15 protein-coding genes are annotated in these 14,388 nt (G+C 62.5%); 9 read left to right on the forward strand and 6 right to left on the reverse strand.

Translation table 11 applies throughout. The annotated features are described in order from the left end of the window. The first annotated feature begins 88 nt into the window (after positions 1 to 88). The 4 genes from AC0L25_RS20675 to AC0L25_RS20690 all read left to right on the forward strand — a co-directional run bounded on the left by AC0L25_RS20675 (position 89) and on the right by AC0L25_RS20690 (position 3,862). Positions 89 to 889 (forward strand): inositol monophosphatase family protein, encoded by an 801-nt coding sequence (locus AC0L25_RS20675; protein ID WP_473597220.1) that lies wholly within the window; start codon positions 89 to 91, stop codon positions 887 to 889. A gap of 108 nt (positions 890 to 997) precedes the next feature. Beyond that, positions 998 to 1,690, forward strand: a complete 693-nt coding sequence (trhA, locus tag AC0L25_RS20680) for a PAQR family membrane homeostasis protein TrhA (protein ID WP_473597221.1) — start codon at positions 998 to 1,000, stop codon at positions 1,688 to 1,690. Positions 1,691 to 1,803: 113 nt separating this feature from the next. Further along, entirely contained in the window at positions 1,804 to 2,829 is a 1,026-nt protein-coding gene (locus tag AC0L25_RS20685; protein WP_473597222.1) for a MotA/TolQ/ExbB proton channel family protein, read from the forward strand. Between the two features lies 1 nt (position 2,830). Further along, positions 2,831 to 3,862, forward strand: a complete 1,032-nt coding sequence (locus AC0L25_RS20690) for a peptidoglycan -binding protein (RefSeq protein WP_473597223.1) — start codon at positions 2,831 to 2,833, stop codon at positions 3,860 to 3,862. A gap of 150 nt (positions 3,863 to 4,012) precedes the next feature. Here AC0L25_RS20690 and AC0L25_RS20695 read toward each other — a convergent pair whose 3' ends face one another. Continuing rightward, entirely contained in the window at positions 4,013 to 4,366 is a 354-nt protein-coding gene (locus AC0L25_RS20695; protein ID WP_473597224.1) for a DUF1304 domain-containing protein, read from the reverse strand. Between the two features lie 186 nt (positions 4,367 to 4,552). Between AC0L25_RS20695 and AC0L25_RS20700 the strand changes: the two genes are divergently transcribed. Both AC0L25_RS20700 and AC0L25_RS20705 read left to right on the forward strand, forming a co-directional pair. Next, the gene (locus AC0L25_RS20700) at positions 4,553 to 6,037 is read left to right on the forward strand and encodes a carboxypeptidase M32 (protein WP_473597225.1); all 1,485 of its coding nucleotides are present in this window, start codon (positions 4,553 to 4,555) and stop codon (positions 6,035 to 6,037) included. A gap of 206 nt (positions 6,038 to 6,243) precedes the next feature. Next, complete coding sequence (locus tag AC0L25_RS20705; RefSeq protein ID WP_473597226.1) at positions 6,244 to 8,268, forward strand: DUF3857 domain-containing transglutaminase family protein; 2,025 nt, start codon at positions 6,244 to 6,246, stop codon at positions 8,266 to 8,268. Between the two features lie 58 nt (positions 8,269 to 8,326). On the opposite strand, the gene AC0L25_RS20710 is transcribed toward AC0L25_RS20705, so the two are convergent. Then, positions 8,327 to 10,129, reverse strand: coding sequence for an ABC transporter transmembrane domain-containing protein (locus AC0L25_RS20710; RefSeq protein WP_473597227.1), 1,803 nt, complete (start codon positions 10,127 to 10,129; stop codon positions 8,327 to 8,329). A 204-nt stretch (positions 10,130 to 10,333) separates the two neighbouring features. Between AC0L25_RS20710 and rpmE the strand changes: the two genes are divergently transcribed. Next, a complete protein-coding gene (gene rpmE, locus AC0L25_RS20715; protein WP_006327661.1) occupies positions 10,334 to 10,555 on the forward strand; it encodes a 50S ribosomal protein L31 in 222 nt (73 codons plus the stop codon). A gap of 69 nt (positions 10,556 to 10,624) precedes the next feature. Here rpmE and AC0L25_RS20720 read toward each other — a convergent pair whose 3' ends face one another. Next, positions 10,625 to 11,266 carry a TetR/AcrR family transcriptional regulator gene (locus tag AC0L25_RS20720; protein WP_473597228.1) on the reverse strand — a complete coding sequence of 214 codons (642 nt, stop codon included), beginning with the start codon at positions 11,264 to 11,266 and terminating at the stop codon, positions 10,625 to 10,627. 112 nt (positions 11,267 to 11,378) lie between these two features. Between AC0L25_RS20720 and AC0L25_RS20725 the strand changes: the two genes are divergently transcribed. Beyond that, positions 11,379 to 12,212, forward strand: coding sequence for an NAD(P)H-binding protein (locus AC0L25_RS20725; protein ID WP_473597229.1), 834 nt, complete (start codon positions 11,379 to 11,381; stop codon positions 12,210 to 12,212). A 1-nt stretch (position 12,213) separates the two neighbouring features. Continuing rightward, positions 12,214 to 12,693, forward strand: a complete 480-nt coding sequence (locus AC0L25_RS20730) for an anthrone oxygenase family protein (protein WP_473597230.1) — start codon at positions 12,214 to 12,216, stop codon at positions 12,691 to 12,693. A 31-nt stretch (positions 12,694 to 12,724) separates the two neighbouring features. Here AC0L25_RS20730 and AC0L25_RS20735 read toward each other — a convergent pair whose 3' ends face one another. The 3 genes from AC0L25_RS20735 to AC0L25_RS20745 form a co-directional block, all read right to left on the reverse strand. Beyond that, the gene (locus AC0L25_RS20735) at positions 12,725 to 13,093 is read right to left on the reverse strand and encodes an Rdx family protein (RefSeq protein WP_473597231.1); all 369 of its coding nucleotides are present in this window, start codon (positions 13,091 to 13,093) and stop codon (positions 12,725 to 12,727) included. Next, positions 13,090 to 13,839, reverse strand: coding sequence for a YebC/PmpR family DNA-binding transcriptional regulator (locus AC0L25_RS20740; protein WP_473597232.1), 750 nt, complete (start codon positions 13,837 to 13,839; stop codon positions 13,090 to 13,092). The genes AC0L25_RS20735 and AC0L25_RS20740 overlap by 4 nt, the downstream gene beginning before the upstream one ends. Before the next feature lie 225 nt (positions 13,840 to 14,064). Next, positions 14,065 to 14,388 (reverse strand): ArsR/SmtB family transcription factor, encoded by a 324-nt coding sequence (locus AC0L25_RS20745; RefSeq protein WP_473597233.1) that lies wholly within the window; start codon positions 14,386 to 14,388, stop codon positions 14,065 to 14,067.

A 14,388-nucleotide genomic window follows, 5' to 3' on the forward strand; every position in this document is an offset into this window, starting at 1 on the left:
CCCAAAAAGTTGCAGACTTTTTGGATAAGATCATGCCTCAAAGCAAATAGGCCCGGCAGCAGGAAGAAGCGCAGCAGGAAGAAGTACAATGGCGCGTTCCGCGATCCTCAATGTAATGGTCCAGGCCGCCATGAAGGCCGGGCGCTCGCTGTCGCGTGATTTCGGCGAAGTCCAGAACCTGCAGGTCTCGATGAAGGGGCCGGGCGACTATGTCAGCCAAGCCGACCGCAAGGCAGAAGAAATACTCTTCACCGAGCTATCGAAGGCGCGGCCGGGGTATGCCTTCCTGATGGAGGAACGCGGCCTGATCGAGGGCGATGACGGCCAGCACCGCTGGATCGTCGACCCACTCGACGGCACCACCAATTTCCTGCACGGCATTCCGCTCTTCGCCATCTCGATCGCGCTGGAGCGCCAGGGCCAGATCGTCGCCGGCGTCGTCTACAATCCGGCGATGGACGAACTCTACACCGCCGAGCGCGGCGGCGGCGCCTTCATGAATGATCGCCGGCTGCGCGTCGCCGGCCGCACCAAGCTGATCGACGCGGTGATCGGCTGCGGTGTGCCGCATCTCGGGCGCGGCCAGCACGGCAATTTCCTGGTCGAGCTGCGCAACGTGATGGCTGAAGTCTCGGGCGTGCGCCGCCTCGGCTCCGCCTCGCTCGATCTCGCCTACGTCGCTGCCGGCCGCATGGACGGGTTCTGGGAAACCGGCCTGTCGGCCTGGGATGTCGCCGCCGGCATCCTGCTTATCCGCGAGGCGGGCGGCTTCATCTCCGACTTCGCCGGCGGGCAGAACATGCTGGATGGCGGTTCCATCGTCGTCGGCAACGAGATCATCCAGCGTGCGCTGTTGAAGACCGTGAGGAAGCCGGTGACGCCGCGCTAGGCTCCAGCTAGCGGACTTGGCGCGCTGAACCGCCGCAGTCGCAAAATCGCAACCAAAGCTTGAAATACTGTCCGGCATCCGCCCAGATAAGGGGATGCAGGATCATTCATGACGCATATCGGGCCCAAATCCCAGATCGAAATCCCCTTCATGGGACGCTGGCACTATTCGCGCGCCGAAATGATCGCCGACGGCATCGTCCATGCAGTGGGGATCGTGCTCGCCATTGCCGCCGGCTCGGCGCTGCTGGCGCTGGCCGCCTTCCGTGCCGGTCCGGGCGAATATATCGCCGCCGCTTTCTACGTGGTTTCGCTGCTCACCGTACTGTCGGTGTCGCTGGCCTACAATCTGTGGCCGGTGTCGTCGCCAACCAAGTGGATATTGCGGCGCTTCGATCATGCCGCGATCTATCTGCTGATCGCCGCGACCTACACGCCTTTCCTCGCTCAGCTCGACGGCTCGCGGCTGGCCATCTCGATGATCGTCCTGGTCTGGGTTGCGGCAGCGATCGGCATCGCCATCAAAGTGCTTCTTCCCGGTCGCTTCGACCGGCTGGCGATCGTCTTCTATCTCGCTATCGGCTGGAGCGGCATCGTTCTTGTCGAGCCGCTCGTCCAGACATTGCCGAAAACATCGATCGCGCTGATCGTTGCCGGCGGCATCGTCTATTCCTGCGGCGTCATCTTCTTCGCCTGGAAGGGGCTGCGCTTCCACAATGCTCTCTGGCACGGCTTTGTCGTCACCGGCGCCGGCCTGCATCTGGCCGCCATGGTCGACTGCCTGGTCATCAACCGACTCTGACGCCAATGGTCCGCTTGGCAATATTGCCAAGCGCCATTCAATTTCGTCACAATTGCGTTTAGAGTCGCCGTCAAACGTGAATTGGCGGCAGTGGCATCGGAAACGGGGCACGGATGGCTTTTCTCAAATCGTTCGGCATGGGCAGACGCTCCGACGTTCTGATGTACGACCCGCACAAATTGTCGAGCCCGCAGGTTTTTCTGCTGACCATGGTCATCTTCCTGATGATCGTCGCCTTCATCGCCGCCATCCTGACCCGTCAGATCTCGACCGCCTTTGCCACCAATCCCGGTCTCAACGGCCTGATCATCGGCGTGCTTGTGGTCGGCATCCTGCTGGCCTTCGTGCAGGTCGGCCGGCTGTTTCGCGAAGTGCGCTGGGTCAACTCCTTTCGGGCCGGCTCCGAAACCACCGAACCGGTGCTGCTGGCGCCGATGAAGGCGATGATCGGCCGCTCGTCGACGATCGCCTTCTCGACCAGCTCGATGCGCACCATGCTCGATTCGATCGCCACCCGCCTCGACGAAAGCCGCGACACCTCGCGCTACCTTGTCGGGCTGCTGGTGTTCCTTGGCCTGCTCGGCACCTTCTGGGGCCTGCTCAACACGATCGGCTCGATCCGCGAAACCATCGAGTCGCTCGATCCCGGCACCGGCGATGCGGCCGCCGTGCTCGAATCGTTGAAGGCGGGGCTTTCCGCGCCGTTGGCCGGCATGGGCACCGCCTTCTCGTCCTCGCTGTTCGGCCTGTCCGGTTCCCTGGTGCTCGGCTTCCTCGACCTGCAGGCTGGCCGCGCCCAGACACGCTTCTACACCGAGCTCGAAAACTGGCTGTCCTCGGTCACCGACCTGTCGTCCGATATTGTTGTCGCCGAACCGGCCAAGACCGAATCCTCCGACGAGATCCGCGTCCTGTCGGAAAGACTGCGTAGCATGCAGGAGAACGGCGGCGGCGCCAATCCGCGTGTCGCCACCGCCATGGCCAATCTTGCCGACGGCATATCGGGCCTGGTCAAGAACATGCGCTCGGAGCAGCAGATCATGCGCGACTGGGTCGAGGCCCAGTCGGACGAGCAGAAGGCGATGCGCAATACGCTGGAGAAGATAGCCGACGCCCTGAAGAAGACTGGAGTCCATTAGCATGGCTCTCGCCAGGAGCCGGCGTAGCGATCGCCGTATCGATTACTGGCCAGGCTTCGTCGACGCGCTGTCGACGTTGCTGCTGGCGATCATGTTCCTGCTCACGGTCTTCGTGCTGGCGCAGTTCCTGCTCGGCCGCGAAATCTCCGGCAAGGACACGGTGCTCAACCGCCTTAATTCGCAGATCAACGAACTGACCCAGCTTCTGGCGCTGGAGCGCTCGACGACGCAGGACAAGGAAGATTCGCTCGCCAATCTGCAGGCGTCGCTGTCGGCGTCGGAGGCGGAAAAGAGCCGGCTCGAGCAATTGCTGGCGCAAGGCGCCGGTGCCGGCGACGCGGCCAACCAGCGCGCCACGGCGCTTTCGGGCGAGCTCGACAACCAGCGCCAGATCAGCCAGCAGGCGCTGAGCCAGGTTGAAATCCTCAACCAGCAGATCTCGGCGCTGCGCAGGCAGATCGGAGCGCTCGAAGAAGCGCTCAACGTGTCCGAAACGCGCGATCGCGAGTCCAACACCAAGATCGCCGATCTCGGGCGCCGCCTGAACGTCGCGCTGGCGCAGCGTGTGCAGGAACTGAACCGCTACCGGTCCGACTTCTTCGGGCGCTTACGCGAAATCCTCGCCGACCGCGAGAACATCCGCATCGTCGGCGACCGTTTCGTCTTCCAGTCGGAAGTGCTTTTCCCGACGGGCTCCGAAGTGATCAACGACGCCGGCAAGGACGAGATGAAGAAGCTCGCCGACGCCATCATCGACCTGCAGAAGGAGATCCCGCCGGAGATCAACTGGGTGCTGCGCGTCGACGGCCACACCGACGACAAGCCGCTGTCGGGCACCGGCCGCTACCGCGACAATTGGGAATTGTCGACGGCGCGCTCGACCTCGGTGGTGAAGTTCCTGATCGAGAACGGCGTGCCGGCCAACCGCCTGGTTGCGGCCGGCTTCGGCGAATTCCAGCCGCTCGACCCCGCCGACACCGAAGACGCGCGCAACAAGAACCGCCGCATCGAGCTGAAACTGACCGAGCGCTGATCGCCCCGGCTCCAGGCGGCGGCCGCATTTAGGGCGGCAATGCGGGCTAGCAAGGCCTGAAAACATTACCTTTTTTGCGCAAGATCCGTTCCGCACCGAAGCCCGCGCAGCAGGTCCGCGCATGACCCGAAAATCGATCGACTTTCGGGGTCATGCGCCCAGCCAAAGTACGAACAGAGCAGCTGCCGCCGGTACGGTCTGGATGTAGAGGATTTTCCTGCCGACCGTCGCCGCGCCATAGAGGCCGGCGATGGCGACGCAGAGCAGGAAGAAGATCTTGATCTGGAAACCGGCCTCGCCGAGGTAGAGTCCCCAGATCAGACCGGCGGCGAGAAAGCCGTTGTAAAGCCCCTGGTTGGCCGCAAGCACTTTCGATGCGCTGGCGAATTCCGGCGTCAGCTTGAACGCCTTGTGGCCGCGTGGCGTGTTCCACAGCACCATCTCCAGATAGACGATGTAGACGTGGATCAGCGCCACCAACCCGACCAGCACATTGGCGATCATGCTTTGTCTCCCGTCGCGGCACGGCGCCGTATCGCGATATGATCACGCACGCCGCCGCTCTCGCAAGACGCATCTGCGGCGTGCATCGTGTTAGCAACCAATGTGCCTATCGCCGACGGCCTTCAGGGTTGCCAATGCCCGCGCGTTGGTATCTTTTCCCGCCGTTCAAATTCAGCGGAACCCACCATGTCCTTTCAAAAACTCGACGACCTCGGTCACAAGCTCGAAGCGCTGGAGCATGCGCTCGCCATTCTCGGTGCCGACGAGGCGACCCACATGGCCGTCGGCGGCGGCGAAAAGCGCGCCGAGGCGATGTCGGCGCTGGCTGGCATGCATCACGCCAGATCGACCGCGCCGGAGATCGCCGACTGGATTGCAGCGGCCGAACAGGAGACGCTGAACGAAGAACAGCAGGCAGCGGTCAAGGAGTTCCGGCGGCAGTATACCAACCTGACCTGCCTGCCGGTTGAATTCGTCGAGCGCCAAACGACCGCGCGCATGCGCTCCGAGCAGCTCTGGCGCGACCTGCGCGCGAAAAACGACTGGGCGGGGTTTTTGCCGGCGCTCGAAGGCGTCGTGGCGCTGGTGCGCGAGGAAGCAGCGCTTCGCGCCGACGTGCTCGGCCTCGATCCGTATGACGCGCTGATGGAGCAATACGATCCCGGCAACCGCGCCGCCGACATCACGCCGGTCTTCGCCGAGTTGAAGACCTTTCTCAGGGATTTCGTACCGGAGGCACTGGCCGTGCAGGAAAAGCGGCTAGCGAAACACCCGCTGAAGCCGCTTTCGGGCAGCTATGCGATCGAAAAGCAGCGCGAGCTTGGCCTCGCCATGATGGCGGCGGTCGGCTTCGACCTCACCCACGGCTCGCTTTCGGTATCGCATCATCCGTTCTGCGGCGGCGTGCCGAGCGACGTGCGCATCACCACCCGCTACAAGACCTCCGATTTCCTGTCAGCGCTGATGGGCGTGCTGCACGAGACCGGCCATGCGCTTTACGAACAGAACCTGCCGAAGGCGTGGGCGCACTGGCCGCTCGGCAAGGCGCGCGGCATGGCCGTGCATGAAAGCCAGAGCCTGTTCGTCGAAAAGCAGATCGGCCGCAACCCCGAATTCTGGCGCTGGGCGCTGCCGGTGGTCGAAAAGCACCTCGGCGAGACCTGGTCGATCGACGACATCCTGCCGCATGTTCATAGGGTCGAGCGCGGCCTGATTCGCGTCGACGCCGACGAGGTGACCTATCCGCTGCATGTCATCCTGCGCTACGAGCTGGAACAGGAGCTTGTCTCGGGACGGCTGGAGGCAGCCGACCTGCCCGAGGCCTGGGACGCCAAGATGCGCGACTATCTCGGCCTGTCGACCATCGACAACTCGGCCGACGGGCCGATGCAGGACGTGCACTGGCCGGGTGCCGCCTTCGGCTATTTCCCGTCCTATACGCTGGGCGCCATGATGGCGGCGCAGCAATGGGCGGCGCTGACCAGAGACCATCCTTCGGCCGACGAAGACCTCGCCAAGGGAAATTTCGCGGCGATCAACGACTGGCGCCGTGAAAGGATCTGGTCGCAAGGCTCCCGCTGGTCGACCCCCGACCTGCTCGAACGCGCCACCGGCGAGAAACTCAACGCCGCGCATTTCACCGATCACCTGAAGAAGCGCTACGGCGGCTGAACACCGCCACCCCAAGTCGCTTCCTGCTACCGCAGGCTGTAAAAATCTGCACGGCCAGACTTTACTTTGACTGGAAAGCCTCAGAGAAAGAGCTGTCTTCAACTCTGCGGGGGCAGATGTCGGCCTGTATCAGTTTTCGCGAGGTCAAGTCTTTACGGTGCCTCGTCGTATTTTTCATCTTATTGATCGGTTTGAGTTCTCCCGCCATGTCTGACGACATGGTTCCCAAGGGCCCTGCGGAAAGCTGGGTAAAGCGGGTTGATATTCCGGCTGCCGACCCGGCGCGATCGGATCAGGTCAAAAACGGCATTTCATGGCTGCTTTCGGACGATCAGATCAAGCACCGCGCCGTCGGCTATGTCGAATACTGGCGCACCGTCTACAAAATCGTCGACCGCCCCGGCCTCGAACAGGGCGCGCGGATCGACCTGCAGTTCGATCCGTCCCGGCATAAGGTCACGTTCAACCATCTTCACATCATCCGCGATGGCGCCGTGCTGGACCGGCTGGAAGACGTCAAATTCGACATTTTCCGCAAGGAAAGAGACGCCGAAAAAGGCGTCTTCGATGGCTGGCTGACAGCGCATGCCAATATCGATGACGTGCGCGTCGGCGACATCATCGACTATGGATCGACCTATGAGATAACCCCGCTCGTCGGGAAAGACCTTTTCTTCAAAAGTTTCGCGTCCGAATGGGACGAGCCGGTGGCGCTTATCAGGACCATCATCACCTGGCCGACCGCCCAGCCGCTGCACGTCAAGGCACGGGGAACCCAACTCAAGCCTTCGATCTCTTCATCGGGATCGGACAGTGTCTATTTGTGGGAAATTGCAAACCCGAAACCGATCAAGGTTGAGGACAATCTGCCGGTAGAGTATCCGGCCTGGGGCTCTTTCGATGTGTCCTCCACTGCGAATTGGCAAAGTGTGGTCGATGCAGTTGCGGCCCATTATAAGCCCGTGACCAGCTTTCCTGCCGACTTCGCCGCAAAGCTCGACGCTATAGCCATCAAGCATCCCGTGCCCGCGGACCGGATGGTCCAGGCGATGCGATTGGTGCAGGACCAGATACGCTATGTCAGCCTGTCGATCGGTGCCGGATCTCACATTCCGCGCGACCCTGCGACTGTCCTGCGTAGCGGATTTGGTGATTGCAAGGACAAGGCATTGCTGCTTGCTTCGTCGCTCGTGCGACTTGGCATCTCTGCCGAAGTCGCCCTGGCGGATCTCGACCAAGGCCGGGCCTTGGATCAGCATCTGCCGGCGCTTAGCAATTTCGATCATGCTATCGTGAAGGTAAAGATCGGAACCCAGACATATTGGCTGGACGCCACCAACGATCTTCAGGGAGGCAAGGCGAGCAATTTCGCAGAACCCGACTACGGCTTCGCGCTGCCGCTTTCCAGCACTGGCGGATTGGAAAAGATGCCAAGTCCGGTGCTTACCACTCCGTCGGTCCAGGTTGAGGAACAATTCGACTTTCCAAAGAAGTCGGGCGACCCGCTGACCCTGACGGTCTTCTCGATGTATGGGGACGCCAACGCCGACTGGATGCGTCAAAAACTGGCCAGCCAGTCGTTGACCGATCTCTCCAACACCTATCTGCAGTATTACAGCAAGCAGTATCCCGGTATCCGAAGCGTCGCCGGACTGGATATCGTCGATCGCCGCGACGGCAACGTGCTGAGTGTCAAAGAGAGTTACCAGTTGCCGGCAGATGCGCTGGCGGCCAACGACCTCGGCAAGCAATTTACCATCAAGGCCGATCTCGGGAGCAGTCTTCCGGTCCCAACGATGGTCGGCAGGATCGGTCCCGTTTCTCTCGGCACTCCATTTTACAAGCGCTACAGCATCATCATACGCAATCTAAAAGCCAGGTTTTCCGGGGAGCAGATAAAGGACGTCGTTACGCCCTACGTTTCGCTCAAGGCATCCTGGAGCAACACCCCAACCGAATTTCGTGTTGGTTGGGACTTCCGGACATTGGAGACGGAGGTGCCGGCCAAGGCGATCGTCGATTATCTGAAATCCGTTGACGACATCGCAGACAACATCCAGTGGCAGTATGATCTTACTTACGAAGACCCGCCGCCCGCAAAGGTGAAGGTCCGCGACCCGGCCATGGAACAACGACAAGTTATCGCCAGCACGTTTTTACTGTCCTTGCTCGTCGGAGTTCCACTCTTCATCGCTTATCGACGCAGCAAACGCCCAGTCTTCGGTGGCTGATAAATACTTCAGCAGCCTGTTGGCTGGCTGGAGGGTGACCCATCAGCGTTGCCCGATGCTACTCCGCGGCGCCCCTGAAAGCATTCGCCCCGGTTTCGAACTGCAGCTTGGCCAGCCGCGCATAGATGCCGCCCTTGCCGACGAGGCTTTGGTGGGTGCCTTCCTCGACGATGCAGCCGCCATCCATGACCAGGATCCGGTCGGCCTTCAACACCGTCGCCAGCCGGTGGGCGATGACGATGGTGGTGCGGCCCTGCATCAGCCGCTCCAGCGCCGTCTGCACCAGCGTCTCGCTTTCGGCGTCCAGTGCCGAGGTCGCCTCGTCGAGCAGAAGAATGGGTGCGTCGCGCAGAATCGCGCGGGCAATCGCCACGCGCTGGCGCTGGCCGCCGGACAGTGTCACGCCGCGCTCGCCGACCTGGCCGTCATAGCCTTTCTCGAGCTTCAGGATGAATTCGTCGGCAAGCGCATCCTTGGCCGCCGCCTCGATCTCGGCCTGGCTGGCGTCCGGACGACCGAAGCCGATATTGTCACGCGCGCTGGCCGCGAAGATGGTGACGTCCTGCGGCACAATGGCGATGCGCTCTCGTATGGCGACGGGGTCGGCCTCGCGCACGTTGACGCCGTCGATCATGATCTTGCCGGTCTCGGGGTCGTAGAAGCGCAGAAGCAGCGAAAAGACGGTGCTCTTGCCGGCGCCGGAGGGGCCGACGATCGCCACCGTCTCGCCGGGCTTGACCTGGAAATTCAGACCGTGGACGGCGGCACGGTCGGGCCCGGCCGGGTAGGAGAACGATACGTCGTCGAAACTTATTGCGCCTCTGGCCGTCGCCGGCAGCTGTTTCGGATGCGCGGGGGCTTGGATCGCGGGCTTCTCGGCCAGGATCTCGGTCAGCCGTTCGGCAGCACCCGCCGCCTGGGAAAGCTCGCCCCACACTTCCGACAGCGCGCCGAGTGCGCCGGCGGCGAACACCGAATAGAGCAGGAACTGGCCGAGCGTGCCAGGCGACAGCGTGCCGTCGAGCACGTCGCGCGAACCGAACCACAGCACCGCCACCACCGAGGAAAAGATCATGAAGATGGCGAAGAAGGTGAGGAAGGATCGGGCAAAGATCGAGGATCGCGCCGCCTCGAAGGCGGCTTCGACGGCCGATGAAAAATGCCCGGTGACCAGCTTTTCGTTGGTGAAGGCCTGCAGCGTGCGCACCGCGCCGATCTGCTCGCCGGCATATGCCGTGGCGTCGGCCAGCGTGTCCTGCGCCAGCCGCGATTTGCGCCGCACTGAGCGGCCGAAGGCAACCAGCGGCAGCACGATCACCGGGATGGCGGCGATGACGAGGCCGGACAGTTTCGGGCTGGTGACGATCATCATCGCCACGGCGCCGAGACCCAAGATGACGTTGCGCAGCGCCACCGATGCGGTGGCACCGACCGCCGACTTGACCTGCGTCGTGTCGGCGGCGAGCCGCGACACGATCTCGCCCGACTGGGCGGTATCGAAGAAGGATGGCGACAGCGTCGTGACATGGCGGAACACATCGCTGCGGATGTCGGCGACGACGCGCTCGCCCAGCGTGATGACGAAATAATAGCGACTGGCCGACGCCGCAGCGAGCAAGGCGGCCATCACCACCAGCATGGCGAAATACTCGGCGATGAAACTGGAATCGGAAGCGGAAAAGCCGTGATCGATCATCCGCCGCACGGCGAGCGGCAGCGCCAGCGTCGTCGCCGCCGCGACGGTGAGCGAGACGACCGCGCCAATGACCATTTTCCGGTAGCGGGTGATGTAGGGGAACAGGCGCCGCAGCGGCTTGAGCGAGCGCCTACGCTCGTCTGCATCGCCGCTGGTGTGCGCCATGACCGTTTCCTCTGGCTCTTCTGGGCATGCGCCTTAATATGCGCTTGCAGCGGCCTTGTGATTCAATTCCGGCTGATGTATAGGCTCGCCGACCGTTTTTAAAAGCCGTGGCTCCTCAATAGCTGCGGCTTCGAGTTTTAAAAAGGGGCGCATCGACGCAGGCTTTATGCCCGTCAGCAGCGCCGGCGAACCAGGAATAGCACAATGAAGACCGACATCCATCCCGACTACCACACCATCAAGGTCGTCATGACCGACGGCACCGAATACATGACCCGTTCGACCTGGGGCAAGGAGGGCGATACGATGAACCTCGACATCGACCCGACCACCCATCCGGCCTGGACCGGCGGCCAGCAGACCCTGCTCGACCGCGGTGGCCGCCTGTCGAAGTTCAAGAAGCGTTTCGAAGGTTTCGGCCTCTAAGCCGCAGGCCCTTTTTCGGATCGAAGAACCCGCCCTCGTGGCGGGTTTTTTTGTTGCCGAAATGCGGCTCTATTCGCCGACCAGTTCGCGCAGCGCCATCCGCTTATAGGCGGCGACCAGATCGTCGCCTTCTTTTCGACCGACCGAGATCGCCAGCCGCATAGCGGCCTCGCCCATCTGCCAGATGAGAAGCGCCGTCGTTTCGAGCGCCGCCGGATCGGCGGCAGGCCGCAGCCGCTTCAGCACGGCGGTGAGGAATTCGGCGTTGGCCCGGCTGTCGGCGAGCTCGAGTTCGCGCAGCGCCTTGTCGGCCTGTGTGCCCGACCAGATGTCGCGCATCACCGGCTCCGCCAGGAACAGCCCGTAATAGATATCCACCAGCTCGGAAAACGCCCGCCGCAGCCCTTCGGCGTCGCTGACCTGTGCAAGCGCTGCCGCGATGCAGGCCTGGCTTTCGGCGGTGTAACGCTCGGCTAGTGCCCAGATGATCGCCCGCTTGTCAGGGAAGAACTGGTAGAGCGAACCGATCGACACGCCGGCCCGTTCCGCCACCTCGCCCATGCGCATGACGTCGCTGCCTTGCTCGGCGATCAGCGCGGAGGCGGCGGCCAGCATCCGCTCGACTCGCTCGCGGCTGCGCTGCTGGCTTGGCGCCCGGCGCGGCGATGCGATCTGGCCATCCTGTGAACGCGCTACGGTCGAGCCTTCCATCACTGTCTCCCGACGAATGATCAACAAATTGGCTTGACTCGCAAAATACGAGGGTTTATCACATTTTGCAAATGTGAGGATTACTCATGTTTGTGAACGAAGGTAAATCGCCATGATCGACACAGCAAAAAAACCGATTTTGATCCTCGGCGGGACCGGCAAAACCGGCCGTCGTCTCGCAGACAGGCTGACGGCGCAGGGCCTGCCGGTACGGATCGGCTCGCGCTTGGGCGCGCCACCCTTCGACTGGGAAAACGACGCGACCTGGGAACCTGCACTCGATGGTGTCGGCGCCGTCTACATCAGCTACTATCCTGATCTTGCGGTGCCCGGTGCGGCCGAAGCGGTCGGCGCCTTCGCCAATCTTGCCGTGGAGCGCGGTGTGCGCCGGCTGGTGCTGCTGTCGGGGCGCGGAGAAACGGAAGCGCAACGCGCCGAAGAGATCCTGAAAGCCTCAGGCGCCGACTGGACAATCCTGCGCTGCGCCTGGTTTCCCCAGAACTTCAGCGAGAGTTTTTTGCTCGATCCGCTGCTCACCGGTGAGGTGGCTTTGCCGGTCGGCACTGTCGGAGAACCGTTCGTCGATGCCGACGACATCGCCGACGCCGCCGTTACGGTGCTTACCCGGCAGGGCCATATCGGCCAGCTTTACGAGCTGACCGGGCCACGGCTGCTGAGCTTTGCCGAGGCGGTCGCCGAGATCGGCAAGGCGAGCGGCCGTGACATCCGGTTCAAACGGGTTTCGCATGCCGAGTTCACCGCCGCAGTAGCCGGGTACGAGTTGCCGGCCGAGTTCGCCTGGCTGCTCAACGAACTGTTCACCGAGGTGCTCGACGGCCGCAACGAGGCGCTGACCGACGGCGTCGAGCGGGTGCTCGGCCGCGCCCCAAAGGACTTTTCCGCCTATGCAACCGAAACCGCCGCTACGGGCATCTTGAGCAACTGACATGATCATGAAACTGCTCCCTACCCTAACCTTCATCGCCGCGCTCGGCTCGGGCGTCGTCGCTGGTGTCTTCTTCGCCTTTTCCAGCTTCGTCATGCCGGGCCTGGCCCGCATGCCTGCCGCGGGCGGCATCGCCGCCATGAATTCGATCAACGTCACTGCGGTGACGCCGATATTCATGACCGCGCTTTTCGGCACCGGGCTGGTCTGCCTCATCCTCGTCGTCGGCGCCATTCTCGGCTGGAACCAGCCGGGTTCGTTCTGGCTTCTCGCCGGCGCCCTGATCTATGTCGTCGGCAACCTGATCGTGACGATGATCTTCAACGTGCCGCTCAACAACGCGCTGGCCGCCGTCGATCCGGCGAGCGCCAACGGCGCCGCTGTGTGGACCACCTATCTCAGGGACTGGGTGATGTGGAACCATGTCCGCACCATCACCGCCATCGCCGCGCTGGGCTGCTTCATTTTAGCGTGGCAATGAATGCAGGGGCAGAAATGCAAAAGACCCTGCGTCAGGCAGGGTCTTTGGACCCGGGGTCTTTTGACTTATGGCCCTTTCGATCGGCATGGCCGAGATCGCGGTCCGGATCGATCACGTCGCGAACCAGTTGCTTGAGCTTTGCGGCATCGGGAAAGCCGCCATCACGCTTGCGGTCCCAGACCAGGGTCTCGTTGCAGCTGATGGTGAAGATGCCGCCGGTGCCCGGCACCAGCGTCACCTCGCCCAGATCCGTTCCGAAGGTCGACAGCAGCTCCTGCGCCATCCAGCCGGCCCGCAGCAGCCACTGGCACTGCGTGCAATAGGTGATGCGGACCCCGGGCAGAGCCTGTTCGCTTATGTCTGGCTGAGCTCCGCTCGTGCCTGGCTGAGCGCCGCTCATGCCGCGCTGAGCTTCGCCATGGTCTCGTCGTCGACCTCGAAATTGGCGTAGACACTCTGCACGTCGTCATCGTCCTCGAGCGTCGCGACCAGCTTCATCAGCGACTGTGCCCGTTCCTCGTCAACCGCAATGTTGGTTTGCGGCTTCCAGATCGGCTTCACCGATTCAGCCTCGCCGAGCACGCCTTCCAGCGCCTTCGACACCTCACCCAGATTCTCGAAGGCGCAATAGATCGTGTGGCCTTCCTCGTCCGACTGGACGTCGTCGGCACCGGCCTCGATCGCCGCGTCCATAACCTTCTCGGCACTGCCTACTGACGCCGGATAGAAGATCTCGCCGACACGGTCCCACATGAACGACACCGAGCCGGTTTCGCCCATCGCCCCACCGGCCTTGGTGAAGGCGGCGCGCACATTCGACGCCGAGCGGTTGCGGTTGTCGGTCAGCGCCTCGACGATCAGCGCAACGCCACCCGGCCCGTAGCCTTCGTAGCGCACGGCTTCGTAAGTCTCGGCATCGCCCATCGACGCCTTGTTGATGGCGCGCTGGATATTGTCCTTCGGCATCGACACCGCTTTGGCGTTCTGCACGGCAAGACGCAGGCGCGGGTTCATCGACGGATCCGGCGTGCCGCTCTTGGCGGCGACGGTTATTTCGCGCGCCAGCTTGGAAAACATTTTCGACCGCACCGCGTCCTGGCGGCCCTTGCGGTGCATGATGTTCTTGAACTGTGAATGGCCAGCCATGGCACCCCTGTCGTCTTCTTGGCAGAGCATCCTGCAGCGAGGTAGTCACCTCGCCTTTTGCCAAAACGCTCGAATTTAAAACTTCAGAACGTCCCAGGTGCGTCCGGATGGACGTACGGCGCTCTATGTCGGAATGGCCGGCTTATAGATAAATCGGCTCAATTCGTCCAGCCGCGCCGTAACCGGTGGTGCGCGACACGTCCGCCAGCTGCATCCTGCGGCCCTTCACCCTTTCAGATCGGATTTCAACCGGTCGAGAATGCTGATCGCATGCGTGGCGTACTGGCTGATCCAGCGGTCGTGGATCTGCTTGATCGGCAGCGCATTGAGATGGTTCCAGCGTTCGCGCCCCTCGCGCCGCGCCACGATCAGGTCGGCTTCCTCCAGCACTTTCAGATGCAGCATGACGGTGCAGCGGTCCATGTCGGGAAAGGCATCGCACAGCATGCCCGTGGTCCGCGGCGCGTCCTTCAACTCGTCGAGCAGCGCACGCCGGCGCGGATGCGCCAGCGCCTTGAAAACATTGTCGTCCTGCGTTTTGCTTGACAT

This window comes from Mesorhizobium sp. WSM4813 (assembly GCF_055811555.1).

What these genes read in the sequence shown, in the direction of transcription:
- AC0L25_RS20730 (WP_473597230.1), top strand. Translation starts at nt 12,214, where the DNA reads ATGATCATGAAACTGCTCCCTACCCTAACCTTCATCGCCGCGCTCGGC.
- AC0L25_RS20695 (WP_473597224.1), bottom strand. Translation starts at nt 4,366, where the DNA reads ATGATCGCCAATGTGCTGGTCGGGTTGGTGGCGCTGATCCACGTCTAC.
- AC0L25_RS20705 (WP_473597226.1), top strand. Translation starts at nt 6,244, where the DNA reads ATGTCTGACGACATGGTTCCCAAGGGCCCTGCGGAAAGCTGGGTAAAG.
- AC0L25_RS20735 (WP_473597231.1), bottom strand. Translation starts at nt 13,093, where the DNA reads ATGAGCGGCGCTCAGCCAGGCACGAGCGGAGCTCAGCCAGACATAAGC.
- rpmE (WP_006327661.1), top strand. Translation starts at nt 10,334, where the DNA reads ATGAAGACCGACATCCATCCCGACTACCACACCATCAAGGTCGTCATG.
- AC0L25_RS20745 (WP_473597233.1), bottom strand. Translation starts at nt 14,388, where the DNA reads ATGTCAAGCAAAACGCAGGACGACAATGTTTTCAAGGCGCTGGCGCAT.
- AC0L25_RS20740 (WP_473597232.1), bottom strand. Translation starts at nt 13,839, where the DNA reads ATGGCTGGCCATTCACAGTTCAAGAACATCATGCACCGCAAGGGCCGC.
- trhA (WP_473597221.1), top strand. Translation starts at nt 998, where the DNA reads ATGACGCATATCGGGCCCAAATCCCAGATCGAAATCCCCTTCATGGGA.
- AC0L25_RS20720 (WP_473597228.1), bottom strand. Translation starts at nt 11,266, where the DNA reads ATGGAAGGCTCGACCGTAGCGCGTTCACAGGATGGCCAGATCGCATCG.
- AC0L25_RS20685 (WP_473597222.1), top strand. Translation starts at nt 1,804, where the DNA reads ATGGCTTTTCTCAAATCGTTCGGCATGGGCAGACGCTCCGACGTTCTG.
- AC0L25_RS20690 (WP_473597223.1), top strand. Translation starts at nt 2,831, where the DNA reads ATGGCTCTCGCCAGGAGCCGGCGTAGCGATCGCCGTATCGATTACTGG.
- AC0L25_RS20675 (WP_473597220.1), top strand. Translation starts at nt 89, where the DNA reads ATGGCGCGTTCCGCGATCCTCAATGTAATGGTCCAGGCCGCCATGAAG.
- AC0L25_RS20700 (WP_473597225.1), top strand. Translation starts at nt 4,553, where the DNA reads ATGTCCTTTCAAAAACTCGACGACCTCGGTCACAAGCTCGAAGCGCTG.
- AC0L25_RS20710 (WP_473597227.1), bottom strand. Translation starts at nt 10,129, where the DNA reads ATGGCGCACACCAGCGGCGATGCAGACGAGCGTAGGCGCTCGCTCAAG.
- AC0L25_RS20725 (WP_473597229.1), top strand. Translation starts at nt 11,379, where the DNA reads ATGATCGACACAGCAAAAAAACCGATTTTGATCCTCGGCGGGACCGGC.